The organism is Bacillus sp. S10(2024) (genome assembly GCF_050473865.1).
Lineage (GTDB): Bacteria > Bacillota > Bacilli > Bacillales > Bacillaceae_G > Bacillus_A.
Genome location: NZ_JBFLUR010000002.1, coordinates 4,694,847 through 4,713,644, shown reverse-complemented (window position 1 = coordinate 4,713,644; position 18,798 = coordinate 4,694,847). Strand labels below are relative to the sequence as shown.

General features: G+C 37.1%; 20 protein-coding genes. 2 read left to right on the top strand and 18 right to left on the bottom strand.

Annotation, left to right across the window (positions count from 1 at the left end; genetic code table 11):
• Positions 1-56: 56 nt before the first annotated feature.
• Positions 57-827: an HAD family hydrolase gene (locus tag AB1280_RS23955; protein WP_429757223.1), complete on the top strand. Its 771-nt coding sequence runs from the start codon at positions 57-59 to the stop codon at positions 825-827.
• 13 nt (positions 828-840) lie between these two features.
• Here AB1280_RS23955 and AB1280_RS23950 read toward each other — a convergent pair whose 3' ends face one another.
• From AB1280_RS23950 to AB1280_RS23925, 6 genes are all read right to left on the bottom strand, one after another.
• A complete protein-coding gene (locus tag AB1280_RS23950; RefSeq protein ID WP_429757222.1) occupies positions 841-1,077 on the bottom strand; it encodes a YrhC family protein in 237 nt (78 codons plus the stop codon).
• A 290-nt stretch (positions 1,078-1,367) separates the two neighbouring features.
• Complete coding sequence (adhE, locus tag AB1280_RS23945; protein WP_272186740.1) at positions 1,368-3,971, bottom strand: bifunctional acetaldehyde-CoA/alcohol dehydrogenase; 2,604 nt, start codon at positions 3,969-3,971, stop codon at positions 1,368-1,370.
• Positions 3,972-4,412: 441 nt separating this feature from the next.
• Positions 4,413-5,546 carry a bifunctional cystathionine gamma-lyase/homocysteine desulfhydrase gene (locus AB1280_RS23940; protein ID WP_429757221.1) on the bottom strand — a complete coding sequence of 378 codons (1,134 nt, stop codon included), beginning with the start codon at positions 5,544-5,546 and terminating at the stop codon, positions 4,413-4,415.
• 138 nt (positions 5,547-5,684) lie between these two features.
• The gene (locus tag AB1280_RS23935; protein WP_272186738.1) at positions 5,685-6,608 is read right to left on the bottom strand and encodes an O-acetylserine dependent cystathionine beta-synthase; all 924 of its coding nucleotides are present in this window, start codon (positions 6,606-6,608) and stop codon (positions 5,685-5,687) included.
• An 85-nt stretch (positions 6,609-6,693) separates the two neighbouring features.
• The gene (gene mtnN / locus AB1280_RS23930; RefSeq protein WP_272186737.1) at positions 6,694-7,389 is read right to left on the bottom strand and encodes a 5'-methylthioadenosine/S-adenosylhomocysteine nucleosidase; all 696 of its coding nucleotides are present in this window, start codon (positions 7,387-7,389) and stop codon (positions 6,694-6,696) included.
• A gap of 14 nt (positions 7,390-7,403) precedes the next feature.
• On the bottom strand, positions 7,404-8,042 hold the full coding sequence (locus AB1280_RS23925; RefSeq protein WP_272186736.1) for a class I SAM-dependent DNA methyltransferase: 639 nt from the start codon (positions 8,040-8,042) through the stop codon (positions 7,404-7,406).
• 137 nt (positions 8,043-8,179) lie between these two features.
• On the opposite strand from AB1280_RS23925, the gene AB1280_RS23920 reads away from it, so the two are divergent.
• Positions 8,180-8,395, top strand: coding sequence for a YrzA family protein (locus tag AB1280_RS23920; protein ID WP_272186735.1), 216 nt, complete (start codon positions 8,180-8,182; stop codon positions 8,393-8,395).
• A 33-nt stretch (positions 8,396-8,428) separates the two neighbouring features.
• Here the strand turns inward: AB1280_RS23920 and AB1280_RS23915 are convergent, their stop codons facing one another.
• From AB1280_RS23915 to AB1280_RS23860, 12 genes are all read right to left on the bottom strand, one after another.
• Complete coding sequence (locus AB1280_RS23915; protein WP_272186995.1) at positions 8,429-9,052, bottom strand: YrrS family protein; 624 nt, start codon at positions 9,050-9,052, stop codon at positions 8,429-8,431.
• Positions 9,053-9,161: 109 nt separating this feature from the next.
• On the bottom strand, positions 9,162-10,910 hold the full coding sequence (locus AB1280_RS23910) for a penicillin-binding transpeptidase domain-containing protein (RefSeq protein ID WP_429757220.1): 1,749 nt from the start codon (positions 10,908-10,910) through the stop codon (positions 9,162-9,164).
• A gap of 327 nt (positions 10,911-11,237) precedes the next feature.
• Positions 11,238-11,714 carry a transcription elongation factor GreA gene (gene greA / locus AB1280_RS23905; protein ID WP_020060861.1) on the bottom strand — a complete coding sequence of 159 codons (477 nt, stop codon included), beginning with the start codon at positions 11,712-11,714 and terminating at the stop codon, positions 11,238-11,240.
• Positions 11,715-11,996: 282 nt separating this feature from the next.
• A complete protein-coding gene (gene udk / locus AB1280_RS23900) occupies positions 11,997-12,635 on the bottom strand; it encodes a uridine kinase (RefSeq protein WP_272186733.1) in 639 nt (212 codons plus the stop codon).
• A gap of 17 nt (positions 12,636-12,652) precedes the next feature.
• Entirely contained in the window at positions 12,653-13,933 is a 1,281-nt protein-coding gene (locus AB1280_RS23895) for a peptidase U32 family protein (protein ID WP_272186731.1), read from the bottom strand.
• Between the two features lie 17 nt (positions 13,934-13,950).
• The gene (locus AB1280_RS23890; protein ID WP_272186730.1) at positions 13,951-14,880 is read right to left on the bottom strand and encodes a peptidase U32 family protein; all 930 of its coding nucleotides are present in this window, start codon (positions 14,878-14,880) and stop codon (positions 13,951-13,953) included.
• 6 nt (positions 14,881-14,886) lie between these two features.
• Complete coding sequence (locus AB1280_RS23885) at positions 14,887-15,534, bottom strand: O-methyltransferase (protein ID WP_272186729.1); 648 nt, start codon at positions 15,532-15,534, stop codon at positions 14,887-14,889.
• 197 nt (positions 15,535-15,731) lie between these two features.
• The gene (gene mltG, locus AB1280_RS23880) at positions 15,732-16,802 is read right to left on the bottom strand and encodes an endolytic transglycosylase MltG (protein ID WP_429757219.1); all 1,071 of its coding nucleotides are present in this window, start codon (positions 16,800-16,802) and stop codon (positions 15,732-15,734) included.
• 208 nt (positions 16,803-17,010) lie between these two features.
• A complete protein-coding gene (locus AB1280_RS23875; protein ID WP_429757218.1) occupies positions 17,011-17,463 on the bottom strand; it encodes a hypothetical protein in 453 nt (150 codons plus the stop codon).
• A 298-nt stretch (positions 17,464-17,761) separates the two neighbouring features.
• Positions 17,762-18,046 (bottom strand): DUF1292 domain-containing protein, encoded by a 285-nt coding sequence (locus AB1280_RS23870; protein ID WP_272186726.1) that lies wholly within the window; start codon positions 18,044-18,046, stop codon positions 17,762-17,764.
• A gap of 12 nt (positions 18,047-18,058) precedes the next feature.
• Positions 18,059-18,472: a Holliday junction resolvase RuvX gene (gene ruvX / locus AB1280_RS23865; protein ID WP_272186725.1), complete on the bottom strand. Its 414-nt coding sequence runs from the start codon at positions 18,470-18,472 to the stop codon at positions 18,059-18,061.
• 3 nt (positions 18,473-18,475) lie between these two features.
• Complete coding sequence (locus AB1280_RS23860; RefSeq protein WP_035434175.1) at positions 18,476-18,742, bottom strand: IreB family regulatory phosphoprotein; 267 nt, start codon at positions 18,740-18,742, stop codon at positions 18,476-18,478.
• Positions 18,743-18,798 lie beyond the last annotated feature (56 nt).

Genomic DNA, 18,798 nt, shown 5'->3' with positions numbered 1-18,798 from the left:
AGAATGTACAGTATATAGTAAGTTATATATCTATTATAAATGGAGTGACCTTAAATATGGGAAAAATTCAAATTTCAGGAGAAATTATTCGTGCAAAAGCTGTTGCTTTTGATAAGGACGGTACGTTATTTCAAGCTATCCCGTTTTGGTATGAAATTGATAGACTGAGAAAACATAAATTTTCACAAATCGCCGGAGAGGGATACGAGTCGCTTTGGGAAAAAGCAGTTGGTTTCGTACATCCTGATCAAGTTGATTTTAAAGGATTATTAGCAGTTGCCCCTGAAAGTGATGAAATCATTGTTACCGCGAGCTTGTTATATCAAATTACAAAATATCCATGGCATCGCTGTAAAGAACTTGCCGTTGCTATTTTTAAAGAAAGCGATGAAGAGTTATGTATCGAAAAAGCTTTTCATCCGATTCAAGGAGCAGCTGATTGTATAAGTTCCTTGCAAAGCGAAGGAATTTATACAGGCATTTTAACATCAGATAATAAATTACGAACAAAAAAGTGTATTGAACTTCTTGACGTGCCATCTCTGCATTTTCTCCTTACTCCAGAAGATGTAACATGCGGAAAACCGAACCCAGAGATGATTATAAAAACATGTACACAACTTGGCATTGAGACAAATGAACTTATTATGATTGGGGATACTGTTGTAGATGTAAAAATGGCCAAAGAGGCGGGGAGTATTGCTGTAGGGATTGCAAATCACAAACATGCAATAGAAGAGTTAACACCGTATGCTGATTTTATCATTACATCTTACGCCGACATTCAAGTGTTAACTAAAAAAACGTTACTCAAAGACACTCTTTAAGTAACGTTTCTATTTATAGTGGCTGTTCATGCTCGTTCTCCTCTAACTTGTCACGCAGCTCTTTCACGCGGTAGAAAAAATAAAATGAGCCGCCTAAAAAAGCAGCAATCACACCCATCATAGCAAACATTTGCACCGCTTCTCTTTGTCCATTTGGGAGTATTAAACCGAGCATTAAAAATCCACTTAGTGCTAACATGACTTGACCGAAACGAATATAATCAGCAATTTTTTGCTGTAATTCTTTCATTCTTCACTCACTCCTCCTTTTCACTGTATCATATTTTCATCGTTTCGTAGGCAAGTAAATACAGCCAATGAGGGGGAAGTTTTCCATGAATACAAATTGAAAAAAGGGATAAAAACCTTTTCTTTTTAAGGGGCGAGAGTATCTAGCCATGCAGAGAAGCGGTCAATTCCTTTTCCTGCCACGTGCCATATGAAGACAAAGAAAGCGAGTACAAGTCACTTTTTGTTCTGTATAGCAGTGGCTTAAATGTTGAAAAGAAAAAGAGCCGTAATAGTACGGCTCTTTCTAACTTACACACCTTTATATGCTTGCATATACACTTCTTTTAATTCTGAAATAAGCGGTAATTTTGGATTTGCTGTTGTACATTGATCTTCAAATGCTCGTTCAGAAAGTACATCCACAACTGCTTCAAATGCTTCTTTTTCAACACCTTGGCCAGCGATGCTCATATTAATATTTAATTCTTTTCCAAGGGCGATAATAGCTTGTACTAATGATTCTACGCCTTCTTCCACTGTACGCGCTGGAAGTCCAAGCATTCTTGCAATATGTGCATAGCGCTCATCTGCAACAAAGTACTCGTATTTTGGGAATAGTGCATGTTTTCTTGGTTTGATTGCATTATAGCGAATAACATGCGGCATTAAAATGGCATTGGCACGTCCGTGCGGAATATGGAATTCCGGTCCTAATTTATGTGCTAAGCTGTGGTTAATACCAAGAAATGCATTTGCAAATGCCATACCAGCCATTGCTGATGCATTGTGCATTTTTTCACGAGCCTCTTCATCATTGCCATCTTTATATGCACGTGGTAAATATTTAAACACAAGCTCCATTGCTTTTAAGGCTAATCCATCTGTATAATCATTTGCCATAATCGATACATACGCTTCAATTGCATGTGTTAAAACATCCATTCCTGTGTCAGCAGTGATATGCGGCGGTACTGTCATAACAAACTGCGGATCCACAATGGCAACATCTGGTGTTAATTCATAATCAGCGAGCGGATATTTGATATTGTTCTTTTTATCTGTAATAACCGCAAATGGTGTCACTTCTGAACCTGTTCCAGATGTTGTCGGAATCGCAACAAACTGCGCCTTGTCTCCTAGTTTTGGATATTTACATGTACGTTTTCTAATATCTAAAAACTTTTGTTTTATACCAAAGAATTCTGTTTCTGGGTGCTCATAAAAGAGCCACATTCCTTTCGCTGCATCCATCGCCGATCCGCCACCAAGAGCAATAATCACGTCTGGTTTGAAGCTTCTCATCATTTCTGCACCTTTAAATACAGTTTCATCTGACGGATCTGGTTCTACTTCAGAGAATATTTCTACTTTTACATCATTTCTATGTTGAGCTAAATATTGCGTCACTACATCAATATACCCAAGCTGCACCATTCCAGGATCTGTTACAATGAATGCGCGTGAAATGTTCGGCATACTTGCTAAATATTGCGTAGCGTGTTTTTCAAAATAAATTTTTGGTGGCAACTTGAACCACTGCATATTCTTTTTTCTATTTGCAAGTCTCTTTACGTTCATTAAATGTGTTGCCGTTACGTTTTGAGAAACAGAGTTCTTTCCGTATGATCCGCATCCAAGTGTAAGCGATGGAATGAAAGCGTTATATATATCACCAATTCCACCTTGTGCTGACGGAGCATTTATAATAAGACGACATGCTTTCATACGTAATCCAAACTGTTTTTGTACTTCTTTATTTGTAGAATGAATTACAGCAGAATGTCCTAACCCGCCAAGCTCTAACATATTTTCACAATGCTGTAATCCTTCTTCTAATGAATTCGCTTTTAGACAAGCTAATACTGGACTTAATTTTTCACGAGATAACGGATAAGCTGCACCGACTCCTTTAATTTCAGCTACAAGCATCTTTGTGTCTTCAGGCACTGTAATCCCTGCTAATGCTGCAATGTAATGTGCGGATTTTCCAACAATATCACTATTTACTGCACATGTATTCTCATTAATAACAAGCTTCTCTAATTTTTTTCGTTCCTCTTCTGTTACAAAGTAACAATTATTTGCAATCATTTCTTGTTTCACATCATTATAGATTTCTTTATCTACAATAATTGCCTGTTCAGAAGCACAAATCATACCGTTGTCAAACGTTTTTGATAAAATCACATCATTTACAGAGCGTTTTACATTCGCTGATTTTTCCATATAGCATGGAACGTTACCTGGACCTACCCCTAAGGCTGGTTTACCAGTAGAATATGCTGATTTTACCATTCCAGCTCCTCCCGTCGCTAGAACAAGTGCTATCCCTTCATGATTCATTAATTGTTTTGTTGCCTCCACAGAAGGCTTTTCAATCCATTGAATACAATTCTCTGGTGCACCAGCTTTTACTGCAGCATCGCGTACTGTTTTTGCAGCTGCGATAGAACATTTTTGCGCTGAAGGGTGGAATGCAAAAATAATTGGGTTTCTCGTTTTTATCGCAATGATCGCTTTAAACATCGTTGTTGAAGTTGGATTTGTTACTGGCGTTACCCCAGCAACTACACCGACTGGTTCTGCAATTTCTATTACTTCCTCATGTGGATCCTCACGAATAATCCCCACTGTTTTATCATTTTTTATACTATTCCAAATATATTCAGTTGCGAAAATATTTTTAATACATTTATCCTCATATACACCGCGGCCCGTTTCTTCAACAGCCATTTTTGCAAGTGGCATATGTTGATCCACACCCGCAAGTGCCATTTGATGTACAATGTTGTCAATTTGTTCTTGTGTAAACCCTTCTAATGCTTGTAAAGCCTTTTGACCGTTCTTTGCTAACGCTTCAATCATGTCTGTTACTTCTTGCATTTCATTTACAACTTTCTCTTTGACTACCATGTAATTTCCTCCTATTCTGCTGTTGGACTTTTAAAGTCCCTAGGGGTCTAAATATGTCCCTGTTAGCTTAAAAAAATAGAACTACCTTTTCTACATGAATCTCATTGTTTGTGAAATATTTCACATAATTTTATGCGAAGCATCTCGCTTCCTGTGTTTTACTATACACCAGATATTTATATATGTGTGTGTCCAATTTGTGAAATGTTTCACAAATTATATATGTTCGTCTTTCAAGATATAATTTGCTGTTATGCAGAAAAAAGGAAACTGCACTCACTTGCTCTCTTTGGTTTTAACTGCGCATGTAGCAGAAAAAGGCCCTAACCGCTTCTATGCATGACCAGATGCTCTCGACCATCTAAAAAAATAGTTTTATATTGTTTTTTTATTTGAAATTATATAGCACAAGCACTACTTTATTTCGTAGTGCTTGTTCCCTTATGATAACGCTCGTGCTAAATCTTCAATTAAATCTTCCCCGTCCTCAATTCCCACTGAAATACGAATTAATGTATCTGTAATTCCTAGCTCTGCACGGCGTTCTGCTGGAATAGAAGCGTGCGTCATTTGCGAAGGAATAGAAATTAAGCTTTCTACTGCTCCTAAGCTTTCAGCAAGTGTAAAGTATTGTACCTTCTCAAGTACAGTGTTTAATGTTTCTTGACTATCCACATCAAATGAAATAATTGCACCGAATCCCTTCGCTTGTTCTGCCGCTAAGTTGTGGTTATGGTGAGTGCTAAGCCCTGGATAATACACTTTATTTACTTTCGGATGATTTTGTAAAAACTCAGCAATTGCACGCGCATTTACTTCATGCTCTTCCATACGCACTCCTAATGTTTTTAAGCCCCGTAGTAATAAAAAGCTATCCTGTGGTCCTAAAATACCACCTGTTGAATTTTGTACAAAGTGAAGATCTTCTGCTAACTCTGCACTATTTACAGCTACTACCCCAGCAACAACATCGCTATGACCGCCTAAATATTTTGTTGCACTATGAAGTACAACGTCTGCACCAAGAGAGATTGGTGTTTGCCAATACGGTGTCATAAATGTATTATCAACAATTGTTAATAAACCTTGTTCTTTAGCAAGTGCTGCAATTTGTTTAATATCCGTAATTTTTAAAAGCGGGTTTGTCGGTGTTTCAACATAAATTGCTTTTGTGTTTGGAAGAAGCGCTGCTTTTACTTCTTCTAAGTTTGTTGTATCAGCAAATGTATGTGCAATCCCAAAGCGATTTAATACTTTTGACATGACGCGGTACGTTCCACCGTACACATCATCAGTTAAAACAACGTGATCTCCTTTAGAGAAAAGCATCATTACTGCTGTAATTGCTGCCATGCCTGATCCGAATGCAAATCCCGCATAACCATTTTCAAGAACAGCAATTGTTTCTTCAAGAGCTGAACGAGTTGGATTTCCTGTACGTGAATATTCATATCCCTTATGATTTCCTACACCTTCTTGTTTGTACGTACTCGTTTGATAAATCGGTACGGTTACAGCTCCAGTTGAAGGTTCTCCGATATGAATACCATGAATTAATTTTGTTTTTGTTCTCATTTTATTCCCATCCTTTGTATATATCCTTACTCAAATAGCATTCACTGCTATCTGGAAAAATGGTTACAATATTTGTTCCTGTCTTAGTTACGTTATCCGATGTGAATACCTTGAATTAACTTTGCTTTTGTTCTCATTTTATTCCCATCCTTTGTATATGTTCTTACTCAAATAACGTTCGCTGCTATCTGGAAAAATGGTTACGATATTTGTTCCTGGCTTTGCTTTCTCAGCTTCTAATAAGCTTGCATGTAGTGCTGCTCCCGAAGAACTGCCAACGAGGAGCCCTTCCTTTTGCGCCAGTTGTTTCACAAGTGAAAACGCATCACGATCTGAAATCGTATGAATGGCATCAAAATATGTTGGAATAAGAAATGGTGGTATAAACTCAAGCCCAATTCCTTCTGTCTCATGAGAACCGGCTTCGCCCCCATTTAAAATAGAGCCTTCTGGTTCAACAATGACTGTTTTAATTTGTTGATTTTGCTCTTTCAAATATGATGCTGTTCCCATAAATGTTCCGCCGGTTCCAGCACCAGCGACAAATATATCAATATGCCCATCTAGTGCCTCCCACAGTTCAGGCCCTAATGTTTTATAGTATGCACGTGGATTTGCTTCATTTGCAAATTGACATGGAGAATACGAATTTGGAATTTCTTTTAGAAGTTCTTCTGCTTTTGCAATAGCACCTGTCATTCCTTGTGACGTTGGTGTATGAACAATTGTTGCACCAAGAGCCTTCATAAGTTCTTGTTTTTCAATACTAAATTTTTTTGGAACGCAAACGATAACCTGTAAATCATGCTCAAGTGCTGCCAGTGCCAGTCCGATTCCTGTATTGCCAGCAGTCGGTTCAATAATGGTTCCCCCTGGCTTTACAAGCCCTTTGGCAAGAGCATCCTCAATTAATTCTCGCCCTAATCGATCTTTCACACTGCCGCCTGGATTGAAAAATTCAAGCTTTGCAAAAATCCGAACACCTTCTGGAAGTAAAAAGCGCGTAATCTCAACGAGTGGTGTATGTCCGATTAGGTCGTGAATACTGCGATACACTTTCATCGTATTTCCTCCTTACCTAACCCCTCAAAAGAAAAAGGCAACTGTATGTATTTTCTTTATATGAAACAGTTGCCTTTTTGCTACATTACTTTAATTCTTCTAATACCTTTACGATAAAGTTTGTAGAATGAAGAGCTGCTTGATCTAAAAACTGCTCGAACGAAACATCTGATTCTTTACCAGCAATATCAGAAAGTGCACGAATGATAACAAATGGCACTTGATATTGATAACATACTTGTGCAACTGCCGCAGCTTCCATTTCTACTGCATACAGATCAGTAAACTTCTCACGAATAAATGAAACGCGGTTTGGATCGCTCATGAAAGAATCACCTGTTGCGATCATACCTTTAACAACTTGAATTCCTTCTGCTGTTTGCATACATTTTTCAGCTAATGCAACAAGTTCTTCATCGGCTGGAAATCCTGCTGGCATTCCTGGTACTTGACCGTATTCATAGTTAAATGCTGTTACATCTACGTCATGATGACGAACTTCTGTTGAAATGACAACATCGCCTACGTTTAAAGAATGATGGAATCCACCAGCTGAACCTGTATTAATAATTTTTTCCGGCTGATAACGTTCTAATAAAATCGTCGTGGACATCGCTGCATTTACTTTACCAATACCAGATTTCAACAAGATTACTTCATGTCCTGCTAATGTACCTTTCGTAAATTCACAACCCGCAACTGTTTCTGTTTCCGCTTGTTCTAACTTGTCACGTAAAATACGTACTTCTTCTTCCATTGCTCCAATTACAGCAATTCTCAATCTAATCCCTCTTTCTATTGCTTCGTTGCCTCCATTACCCAAACATAATGATTCATGCGAGTAAATGAGACATGAAAGCCATTGTTTTCAAAAATAGATTGCATGACTGGAATACGCGTATAATATTCCGTTTGTAGATCATTTGCTAGCTCATAAAACCCTCGCTGCTGTGCAACCTCAATAGTTTTATCATATGCTTCCTGATCTACAAATATCGTGTCAGCAAACACTATTTTACCACCTTTGTTTAGCAATTGACTATACTTCGCAATTGCTACATTTTTTTCTTCATCAAGCAAGTGGTGAAACGCATATGTGCTGACGATTGTATCCACATGCGAAGGAGTGACAAAGTTCAAAAAATCACCTTCTGTAATCGATACTTCTTTCGGAAGCTTCTGCTTGGCAATCGTACGCATTTCTTTTGATGGCTCTATCCCGTAAACGGTGCGACCAGCAGCTAATAATCTATTTGTTAAGTTGCCGGTACCAACACCAAACTCTAAAACATTACCAAAAGATTTATTTACAACATCCTCTAAAATCTCCTCATAATGAGCGAAAACTTCTTTATATTGTATATCTTCGCCCTGTACGAAAGAATCGTACGTATGAGCCCATTGATCAAATAGTTCATTAAATTCTGTCCCCATAGAAAATCCCCCTTTTTCTTATCGGATTTATCAGTATAATATTCCTGATCCGTCAAAAAGTCAACAAAAATGCACATGGTATTTCTTAGTTTTCTTTGATAAACTATACTATGAACATGCAGAAAGAGGTGTTCTTCATGTCGTTTACATTCGAAATGATAGAAGATAAAGTTGAGTTTTTTGAGGCAGCTAGCTTAGCATTGCTAGAAAAGAAAGTTAATGAACAAGTTGATAATAATAAGGCACTGATGTTAGAGGTGCATCACGTTTCGTATCAAATGATGATGGATCCTGAAAGCAAACGACCATATTATAGCGCTGTTGTTCACTTTAAATTGAAAAAATCACGCTAAAAAAAGAGAGAGGCTTTATCACCTCTCTCCTTTTTAGTTCAGGGTTTGAACAAGCGTTGGTTTCCAGCCCTCATTCTCTACCCAATCAATATTTACATTATATTTGTTTCCTGTTTGTTTATCTGTTACTCTGCCGTATGCTTTCTGTTTTCCGTTATTTCCAATACGTTGAATTACCAACTGTTCCACTGGGATATCAATTGCATAAGCAATCGCTTTATTCATCTCATTCCAGTCAACGCTTCCTTTCTGGAATGTCATTGCAGGTGATTGCCCCTGCTCAGTACCAACTGGTTTCCAAGCTGGTTTTGTATATGCTTCTTTCGCTTGTGGAATTGTTTTCTCTGCGGATACTTTTTCGTTCTCTTTTGCTTTCGCTTCTTCTTCCTCTTTCTTCTTAGCTTCTTCTTCTTTTTTCTTTTGTTCCGCTGCTTTTGCTTCTTCTTTCTCTTTCTTTTTCACGGCTTCTTTTTCTTTTTCAGTTTGCTGCGTTACTTTTTTATCACTAGAAGCAGCCTGCTCTGTATTATCAGAAGTAAAGAATAGTTGATATGCTACAATTACTACCGCTAATAACACGATACCAATTGCAATATTCAATATACCATTTTGGCGACGCCTTTGTTGTTTTTGTTGAAATCTAGTTCCTGCCATTATTCAAACCTCCATGACAATTTTCATACTTGTTATTGTAACATCAAATGCCCAAAGGTTGAAGGAGTAGGACCACTTTTTCTCAAAATGAAAATATTTCTTATCACTTTCGCTATTGTTCCCTCTTAGCAATCGCCTTCACATAATCAGTAAAAATGCGTGTTACCACATTGTCTTTCCTATTCGTTTCTAAATCCACGACAACTAACGCATACCGAGGATTTTCATACGGAAAATAACCAGCAAACCAACGATTTTCATCATTCCCTTTCCCTGTTTGTGCAGTTCCTGATTTTCCCGCTATTGTAAATGGTAATGATTGATACACATATCCTGTACCATTCGGTGCCGTTACAACACTTCTTAACAATTGCTGTACTTTCTTAATCGTATTTCTTTTCAGTGTTTTCCCATGTAATACATGATCTTCAAAACGAAATACTTTCGTTCCATTTTTATATGTAATGTCCCGAACAGCTTTAACCTCTTTCTTTCCACCGCCCCTTGCAATGGTTGCCATCATATTCGCAACAGCTAGCGGTGATAAGCGAACGTCCTTTTGACCGATTGCCGTCTGTGCAATTGCTTTTCGGACGCTTTTATCTCTTTCATCACGCCAAATCGTTCCCTCTTTCTCCTCTACAAGCTGTCGAAATGAAGTCGTATGAAAAACATTTCCTTCCCATCCAACACTTTTAGACGCTCCTAACGCTTCGACATACTTCTCAATCACCATTTTATCTTTTTGTAACAATTCGCGTCCAAGCTCTGCAAACGTACGATTACAACTGCGCACAAAGCTCTCTGTAAACGATAGCTTTCCCATCAATCGGTCGGCTTCTCCTTCTCCATAAAGGTCCATATTACAATCGAACCTTCGCTTTGCTGTAAGTATTTCTTCTTCAATAGCAGCTGCTGCAATAACTGTTTTAAAAACAGATCCAGGAAAATGAGGGATAAGCATTTGATTACTCGCCCCCCGCTTATAAGCTTCCTTGCTATTTGTATGTAATGATGGTTTACTCACCATTGCTACAATTTCACTCGTTTGGACATCCAATAATACTATTCCACCCTTTTGTAATCCATGCTTTTTCACAAGCTCTTCTGCTTTTAGCTGCAACCATTTGTCTAATGTTGTTTGAACCGTAACTGGATAAAAGGGGTTTCCAGGCGCTGTATATTTCGCACGTTCTCCCAAAATCGGCTCCCCTTGTCCATCTATTTGATACAGCACTTTCGTTTCACCGTCAGTCATTAAAAACTCATCAAATGACTGCTGTAATCCAGAAATACCGATTGGGGTTTCGCTAGATAACTTTTTTAATTTCTCATAGCGCTTTTTATATTCTTTCTCATTTTCTCCGACTACACCTATCAAGTGCTCTGCTTCTCGGCTTCGTTGCATTCTTACTTCAGTTGCTACCATACCTAACATACTAGTACGGTTCACCATTTCCATTTGCTCTTTTGTTAATGGAAATGGACGATCATCTTTTTGAAATATAAATGGTTTACTTCTACTTTTCATCTGTACTTGAATATCTTTGCGAGTTACACCAATTATATGGGCTATTTTCTCTAACATATCATTGCTTATTTGTAAAAATGGAAAGACAAGTAAAACTGGATATCTTTCTTCTCCAATACTTTCTCCATTTCGATCAATAAAATGTCCCCTGCCATCGTCCACTGTGACTGCTTGGGTACGTTGCTTAACACTCTGTTCTATTAAATTAATATGTCTATTTGTAAATGACTCAGTAGCTATAAGCTGTATTTGCACTAACCTACCAATTAGTAATAATATAATGGACATAAAAAATAATAAGATGATAATTATTCTCCGCTTGATTTTCATAAAAAACACCTCGTCTTTTCAGTTTAGACGAGGTGTCATTCCTTTTATACAAAACAAACTATTATTAGAGTTTAAATTTTTCTTGTATAGTTTTTATCCTGCTATTCGTGAGCAGTAAGACCTCCACCTCAAGATTGAGAGAGAAGAGAAGCGAAGAAGATAGGTAGGGGATGAAGAAAACCCCCACTGATTAAAGTTTCACTTTATTGACTACACACACTATTATGGACAATTTGATATAAGACTTGACACTGTGAATCTTGAAATGTGGGACCGTTAATGTGGGGAAAATAAAAAAGGTTCACTCAAAAGAGCGAACCTTTTTTATTATTTTACAGAGACGATCTCTACTTGCATTTCTCCACCTGGTGTTTGAATTGCAACTTTTTCGCCAATTTGCTTTCCTAGTAAGCTTTTTGCGATTGGAGAATCGTTAGAAATTCTACCTTCAAATGGATCTGCTTCTGCGCTACCAACGATTGTATATGCTTCTTCTTCTCCATCTGGTAATTCCTTAAATATTACAGTTTTACCTAACGTTACAACTGTAGATTCTTCACCGTTATCTTCAATAATAACTGCATTGCGAATCATATTTTCAAGTTGTGTAATACGCCCTTCTACAAATGCTTGCTCATCTTTTGCTGCATCGTACTCAGAGTTCTCAGAAAGATCACCAAAACTGCGCGCAATTTTAATACGTTCTACAACTTCTTTACGTCTTACTGTTTTTAATTGCTCAAGCTCATGTTCTAATTTTTGTTTTCCCTCAAGTGTCATAGGGTATGTTTTTTCTGTTGCCATGTTTTCCACTCCTTTTATATACCGATCCCCCGAAAAAAAGAGGAGTTCCATATGAAAACTCCCCCGCCCTATAAAATAGCGGAGGTTTCTAGTACAGGCAGCACTAGCGGAGTTGTCACATACAACCCCGTATTTCCTTAATTCTTCCTTATATCAAAAAGATATGTATGGAAAGCTAATATAAATATGCCCTCACCTAGATATGGGTGAGGTTTGCATGTTTCATTGTATTCGATAAAAAGGGAGAAAATCCCTTCCTATCGAACATCTTTTACTATGCTATTACAAATTCACTTTTTCTTCAAGAATTGTCGCGATTTTTGTGACCATAATATCGATTGCAACATGATTTTGTCCACCTTCTGGGATAATAATATCCGCAAATTTCTTAGAAGGCTCAATAAATTGATTGTGCATTGGACGCACAACATTTACATATTGTTCAATAACAGAGTCCATCGTACGACCACGTTCTTTAATGTCACGCTGCATACGACGTAAGATGCGAAGGTCAGCATCTGTATCAACAAACACTTTAATGTCCATTAAATCACAAAGACGCGGGTCTTCTAAAATTAGAATCCCTTCTAAAATAATTACATCTTTCGGCTCTACTGGAATAATTTCTTCTGAGCGTGTATGCAATGTATAATCATATACAGGTTTTTCAACCGCCTTATATGAAAGCAACTGATGTAAATGCTCAATTAGTAAGTCATTATCAAATGCTAATGGATGATCATAATTTGTTTTTAAACGCTCTTCCATTGGCAAATGGCTTTGATCTTTGTAATAATAATCTTGCTCCAAAATTAAAATGGAATGACCTTGAAATTGATCAAAAATTGCTTTTGTTACACTTGTTTTACCTGATCCTGAACCACCAGCAATTCCAATTACAACAGGCTTGTTCGTCCCCATTCAACTACCACTCTTTCTTATTGAATTATGCTTTTTCGCATCATGTTGTTCACATACACTGGTCGATCCACTTTGAATTTCACGATTTGCAACGGATGTCTCGCTGCATCTAATTCGTTTCCATCCTCATCCCAAATTTTTTCCACCGTTTGTGTAAAGTTTTCAATTTCCGGTCCAAAGAACTCAACTTCCTGACCTGGCTTGAAATAGTTACGTTGCTCTACTGTCGCAATGCCTGTTTCTTCATTATAATCTAACACTAAACCAGCAAAATCATACGTTGTTTTCTTACTATGATTTCCATACATTTGTTCTAAGTGCCCTGGAACTCCCTCGAAGAATGCAGGAGCTGTATCACGATTCGCGCATTTATCAAGCTCTTCTAACCATTCTTGCTTAAATTCAAAGTTATCTGGATCTGCACAGTACGTATCAATTACTTTACGGTATACAGTTGCTACAGTTGCAATATAGTGAATAGATTTCATGCGCCCTTCAACTTTCAAGCTGTCAATTCCGATTTCAATCATCTTCGGAATTGATAAGATAAGGTTTAAGTCTTTTGGACTCATTGCAAACGGAGCATCCTCTTCCTGGAAAAGAGAAAGTTCTTGCGCTTCTTTATGTTGCGATACTGTTTGAATTAAATCATAGTCCCAGCGGCAGGACTGACAGCAACCACCGCGGTTGGAGTCACGCGCTGTCATATGATTACTTAATGTACATCTTCCAGAATAAGCAATGCACATCGCACCATGAATAAATGCTTCAATTTCAATATCAACTTTTTCTTTAATTTCTTTCATTTCTTCATAGCTTACTTCACGAGCAAGTACAAGGCGGTGCAATCCTTCTTCTTTCCAATACTGGGACGCTTTCCAGTTTGATAATGATTGCTGTGTACTTAAATGAATTTCCACAGAAGGAGCTACGCGCTTACATGTTTCGATGATAAGAGGGTCTGCAACGATTATACCTGTTACACCTGCTTTTTCAATCCCTCTTAAATATTCTTCTAGCCCATCCATGTTTTCATTATGAGCAAAGATATTTGTTGTTACATATATTTTCGCACCATATTTCTTTGCAAATTCAACGCCTTCAGCCATGTCTTCTAACGTGAAGTTTCCTGCATTCGAACGAAGACCAAATTCTTGTCCTCCTAAAAATACAGCATCTGCGCCGTAATGAATAGCTATTTTTAATTTTTCTAGGTTTCCTGCGGGCATTAATAGCTCAGGTTTTTTTACAATAACACGCTTTCCGTCAATGACGCGTGAAATTTCTTGAAAACTCATATGCGTTACCTCCTATTTTAATAAACCGTTTCTTTAAAGAAGAACCCTGTATCTAACGGACGATTTACTGGTTGTAATTCCTCAATCTCTTTATATAAGTCGTCTTTCACATCGTAATATGCGTCGCGATTTTCTACACATAAATCAATCGCCTTACGATATTTCTTTGTCACTTCAATGATATACTCAGAGCTTTTTAATACACCCTCAATTTTTAAACTATCAATTTCTGCATCAATTAACTCTTCTAACTCGTCGATGAAGCAAATGTCATTTGGGCTCATAATGTGCGTACCGTTTTCATCTTCATAAATTGGGTATTTATTGTTACGCTCTGCATCATGCAAGAACATGTTTTCTTCGTATTTCTTCTTCTCGATTTCCATTTCACGACCTTGATACTCGAAGTAGTTTCCTACTAAAGAACGCTTCGACTGGAACATACATGTCATACCGTGAATTTGTACTTCTATTTCTACTTCTGCATGTTCTTTTAGCTCAACAATTGCATCTAAGCTTAATTCACGAGCTAACACAGCACGTTTTGCACCTTTACGTCCCCAGTAATTACATGTAAACCAGTTCGTTGCTGTTGTTTCTGTATTCCAATGCATTTTCATATTTGGGGCAACTTCACGCACCGTCATTAATACAGCTGGGTCTCCAAATACAACGGCATCTACGTTTACTTCTTGTAAAAATGAAACGTAATCTTTTAAAGCCTCTACTTTCTCATTGTGGAACAGCGCATTCATTGCGACATATACTTTCATATTGTTTTCATGTGCAATTGCTACCGCTTCTTTTACATCTTCGCGAGAAAATTCGCCTGCTAAACGTAAGCCAAACTCTTGCTCACCAATCATCACTGCATCTGCGCCTGCTTTTGCAAGTGGTTCGATATCTGCCACTGTTTTTGGCGTTACTAACAATTCAGGTTTTTTCATTGCCTGTCACCCTCTCTTTTTACTCACTGCTACTCCGTCACCAATTGGGAAAATGGTTGTATCATACCCTTCATGATTCATGAGCCACTCGTTATACGTTTTAATTCGTCTAATTAAACCGCGTGTACGTCTATTTTCAATGTGTTCCTTTGTCGTCACAAGGCCGTGATATAGTACATTATCTGAAATAATGACACCGCCAGGATTTAATAACGGCTCATAGATATCAAAAAAGCGGCGATATTGTCCTTTTGCTGCATCAATAAAAATAACATCAAATGTGCCATATTCCTTTACTTGATCCCCTGTTTCTAAAGCATCTCCATAAATAACAGAAATGCGCTCTTTTACTGGGGAACGATTTATATATTCAAGTGCTTTTTCGTATCGATCTGCGTTTCGTTCTACTGTCACAATACGTGAATTTGGAATAGCTTGCATCATGCGAATACTAGAATATCCAATTGCTGTACCAAGTTCTAATATGCTCTTTGGCCCAATTAAACGCAAAAATTGCAACATAAATTCCATGCCAAGACGATCCATAATTGGTACATGTTGCTCACACGCATACTGTTCGATTTCAAGAATGAGCTCATCTTTTGGATCGATAAAAGACAGCAAATATTCACTAACTACATCTTGTTGCTCCATAGATAGTCCTCCTTATCGCATGGAGAAGTAAAAAAGAATATTGTCTCTATATGGAAAGAAAAATACAAGCCTGCTCTATCCTTAGCTTGTACATCCCGTTTCTGTATTAAAAACGATTCTTCTACCAGTTTTTAACCCGCTATATTTTATCATAAAAAAGAGGGATATGCGAATTTTTCTCGCTTCCCTCAAAAAATTTACGATTGCTTTTGTGTAATATACTTTTGTTTTAACGCATTATGTTCTTCTAATGTCTTCGCGTAGTACACTTGACCATCTGGTGCCGCCAAGAAATAATAGTAATCTGTCTTTTCAGGTTCAAGTGCTGCCTGTACTGATTTTACACTAGAATTCGAAATTGGTCCAACTGGTAACCCCTTTATAACGTATGTATTATACGGAGAGTTTACTTTTAAATCATTGTATAATACACGTTCTTTATGCTTACCTAATGCGTATAGCACTGTTGGATCTGTTTGCAAAGGCATTCCTTTCGCTAAGCGATTATAGAACACGCTTGCTATTTTTTGACGATCTGTATAACCAGTTGCTTCTTCTTCAATAAGTGAAGATAACGTTAATAATTGATGAACATCCCAATTTTTTTCTTTCATCTTCTGTTCATTTTCAACAATGAGCTTGTTTGTTTTCTCTAACATCGGAATAATAATTTCTTCTAACGTTACATCCTTTTTATAAAAAGGATATGTTGCTGGATATAAATATCCTTCCAATGGGTATTTAATATTTGCATCATAAATTTTATCTGTTAATAAAACCGGATATTTCTTCTGTAGTTTTTGTACAAATGCTTTATCGTTTAGTTGGCGAACAACATCTTCTTTATTCCACTTCAATTCCTTTGCAATTGTATCTGCAATTTCAACAACTTGTGCGCCTTCTTTAACTGTCACTTTATAAGCAACTGGACGATGCACATTACCTGATGACATTTGTCCCATTATTTCTTCTACATTCATCGATGGGTTTAATAAATATGTACCAGCTTGTAAATTTTTAGATTTCATTTTTGCATAAAAACTAAATATAGTCCCGCTTTTCACAATTCCTTTATCTTCCAAAATTTCTCCAATCTTACTTGTAGAAGAACTTTTTGGAATTTCCACCTCAATTTCCTGTTTACTTGCTGTATTTAGTGGTTTTAAAGCTGATGTAACATACGCATATACGCCGCCGCATACAACAAGCAACGTGATGAAAATGATTGCAATCACTCGTCTTAGTTTCTTTGTTTTCCTTTGATTCACTACCGTACTTCCTCCTTACTCCCCATTATAGACTGCACTGGTTTACCCTATACAAAATCTAAGGAATATTAAAAAACATGTCTATCCGTAGACATGTTTCCCTTTTTTCTACAATCTGTATCATTATACTACAAATAATCGTATGCTTTCGACAAAAAATCTTTCATTTATTGTATAAATATGATTTCAGTTTATGAACAAAAAATGATTAACAGTCTTCAAGCACACCATATCTCATTTGCTCTCCCATCCAAGAACTTACATCACGCCACTTCACAGCTTTAGCTGCGATCCAACTTACATCTTTGGAATTCTCATCCTCTAATTTCCAGTCGTACGCATTTGCCCAGTAAAACATATCATCTTGTAAGAGAAGCGTAACATCATAAATAATTGAATCATAATTTACCGGACTTGGAATGATATGAAATTGCGTTACACCTTCAAATACTAATTCAACCGCTGATGGATTATCGAACTGTCTTTGAAAAAGTATTCTTACATTTGTATCAAGTTCAGTTGATACTGCCATAGATAGCTCTTCACTTACATAACTTTCTGTCCACATGTATAATTCTTTTAAACAGCTATCATGAAAATGACCAAATATTTCAAGAAATGTTTCTATATCTTTCGTTCTCTTTATTTCATTCCATTTCATATGAATAACCCTTTTCGATAAATCCAAATAAATAAATATTCAAAATATCCACTAAATATATTTTAATTTTCGTTACTGCTATGCAGAATAAAACATATCCGCTACTTGCTTTCTCCCTTTGTTTTCAACATCGCATGTGGTAGGAAAAGGCACTGACCGCTTCTATGCATGGCCGGATGCTCTCTCCCCACTAAAAAGAAAGGAGATTTTAATGTCAGATTTTTAATTGGCATATATAAGTACCTTATATAGTAAACAAACTGATTTCAATATGAAATCAGTTTGTTTACTTACCATATTACTCTTCTTCGCCTTCTTCTTCAGCAAGAGTGTTAAACATTTCTTGTACCATTTCCCACTCTTCTTCTGATTCGATTGGAAGTAATGTACCACCAGACTCATCTTCGTTTTGCTCGAAAGCCATTGCATCATAAATTGGATCGCCATCTTCGTCAACTTCACCGATTGGTGAGAATACTACGTAAGATTTTTTACCGAATTTGTCAGCATCAAAAGTGAAAATAATTTCACATAGATGTTCGTTACCTTTTTCGTCAACAATTGTAATTTGATTTTCTTCCATTATGGTCACCTCTTATTTACTATCTAAATATCCTTGTAAAATTACGACAGCCGCCATCTTATCAATGACTTGCTTTCGTTTTTTCCGACTTACATCTGCCGAAATGAGCAAGCGCTCCGCTGCCATTGTTGACAGACGTTCATCCCACAGTACAACTTCTAATTGCACGAGTTCATGCAAATTTTCTGCAAATTGCTGACAAGCCTCGCCACGCGGACCGATTGTACCATTCATGTTCTTTGGCAATCCTACTACTATCTTGTCCACATTGTACTGTTTTACTAATTCAGAAATACGATTAAAACCAAATTCGCCTCTTTCTTCATTAATTTTAATCGTTTCTAAACCTTGTGCTGTCCAGCCCATCTCATCGCTTATTGCAACGCCGACTGTTTTTGTACCAACATCTAAACCTAATATACGCATAAACTACTCCTCACGATGATGTTTCAAGTAAGACTTAACAAGCTCCTCAATCAATTCATCACGTTCTAGCTTACGAATAATATTGCGAGCATCTTTATGACGAGGTATGTATGCCGGATCACCGCTTAATAAATAACCGACGATTTGATTAATTGGATTATACCCTTTTTCTTGAAGTGCATCATACACAGTTAATAGTACGTCATTGACATGGACATTTTGTTTTTCTTCTTGGAAGTTAAACTTCATCGTTTTATCGAATCCGTCCATTTTAAGCACCTCACTTTACTAAATATAGAGAGAAAGATATCCCTTCTCCCTATATT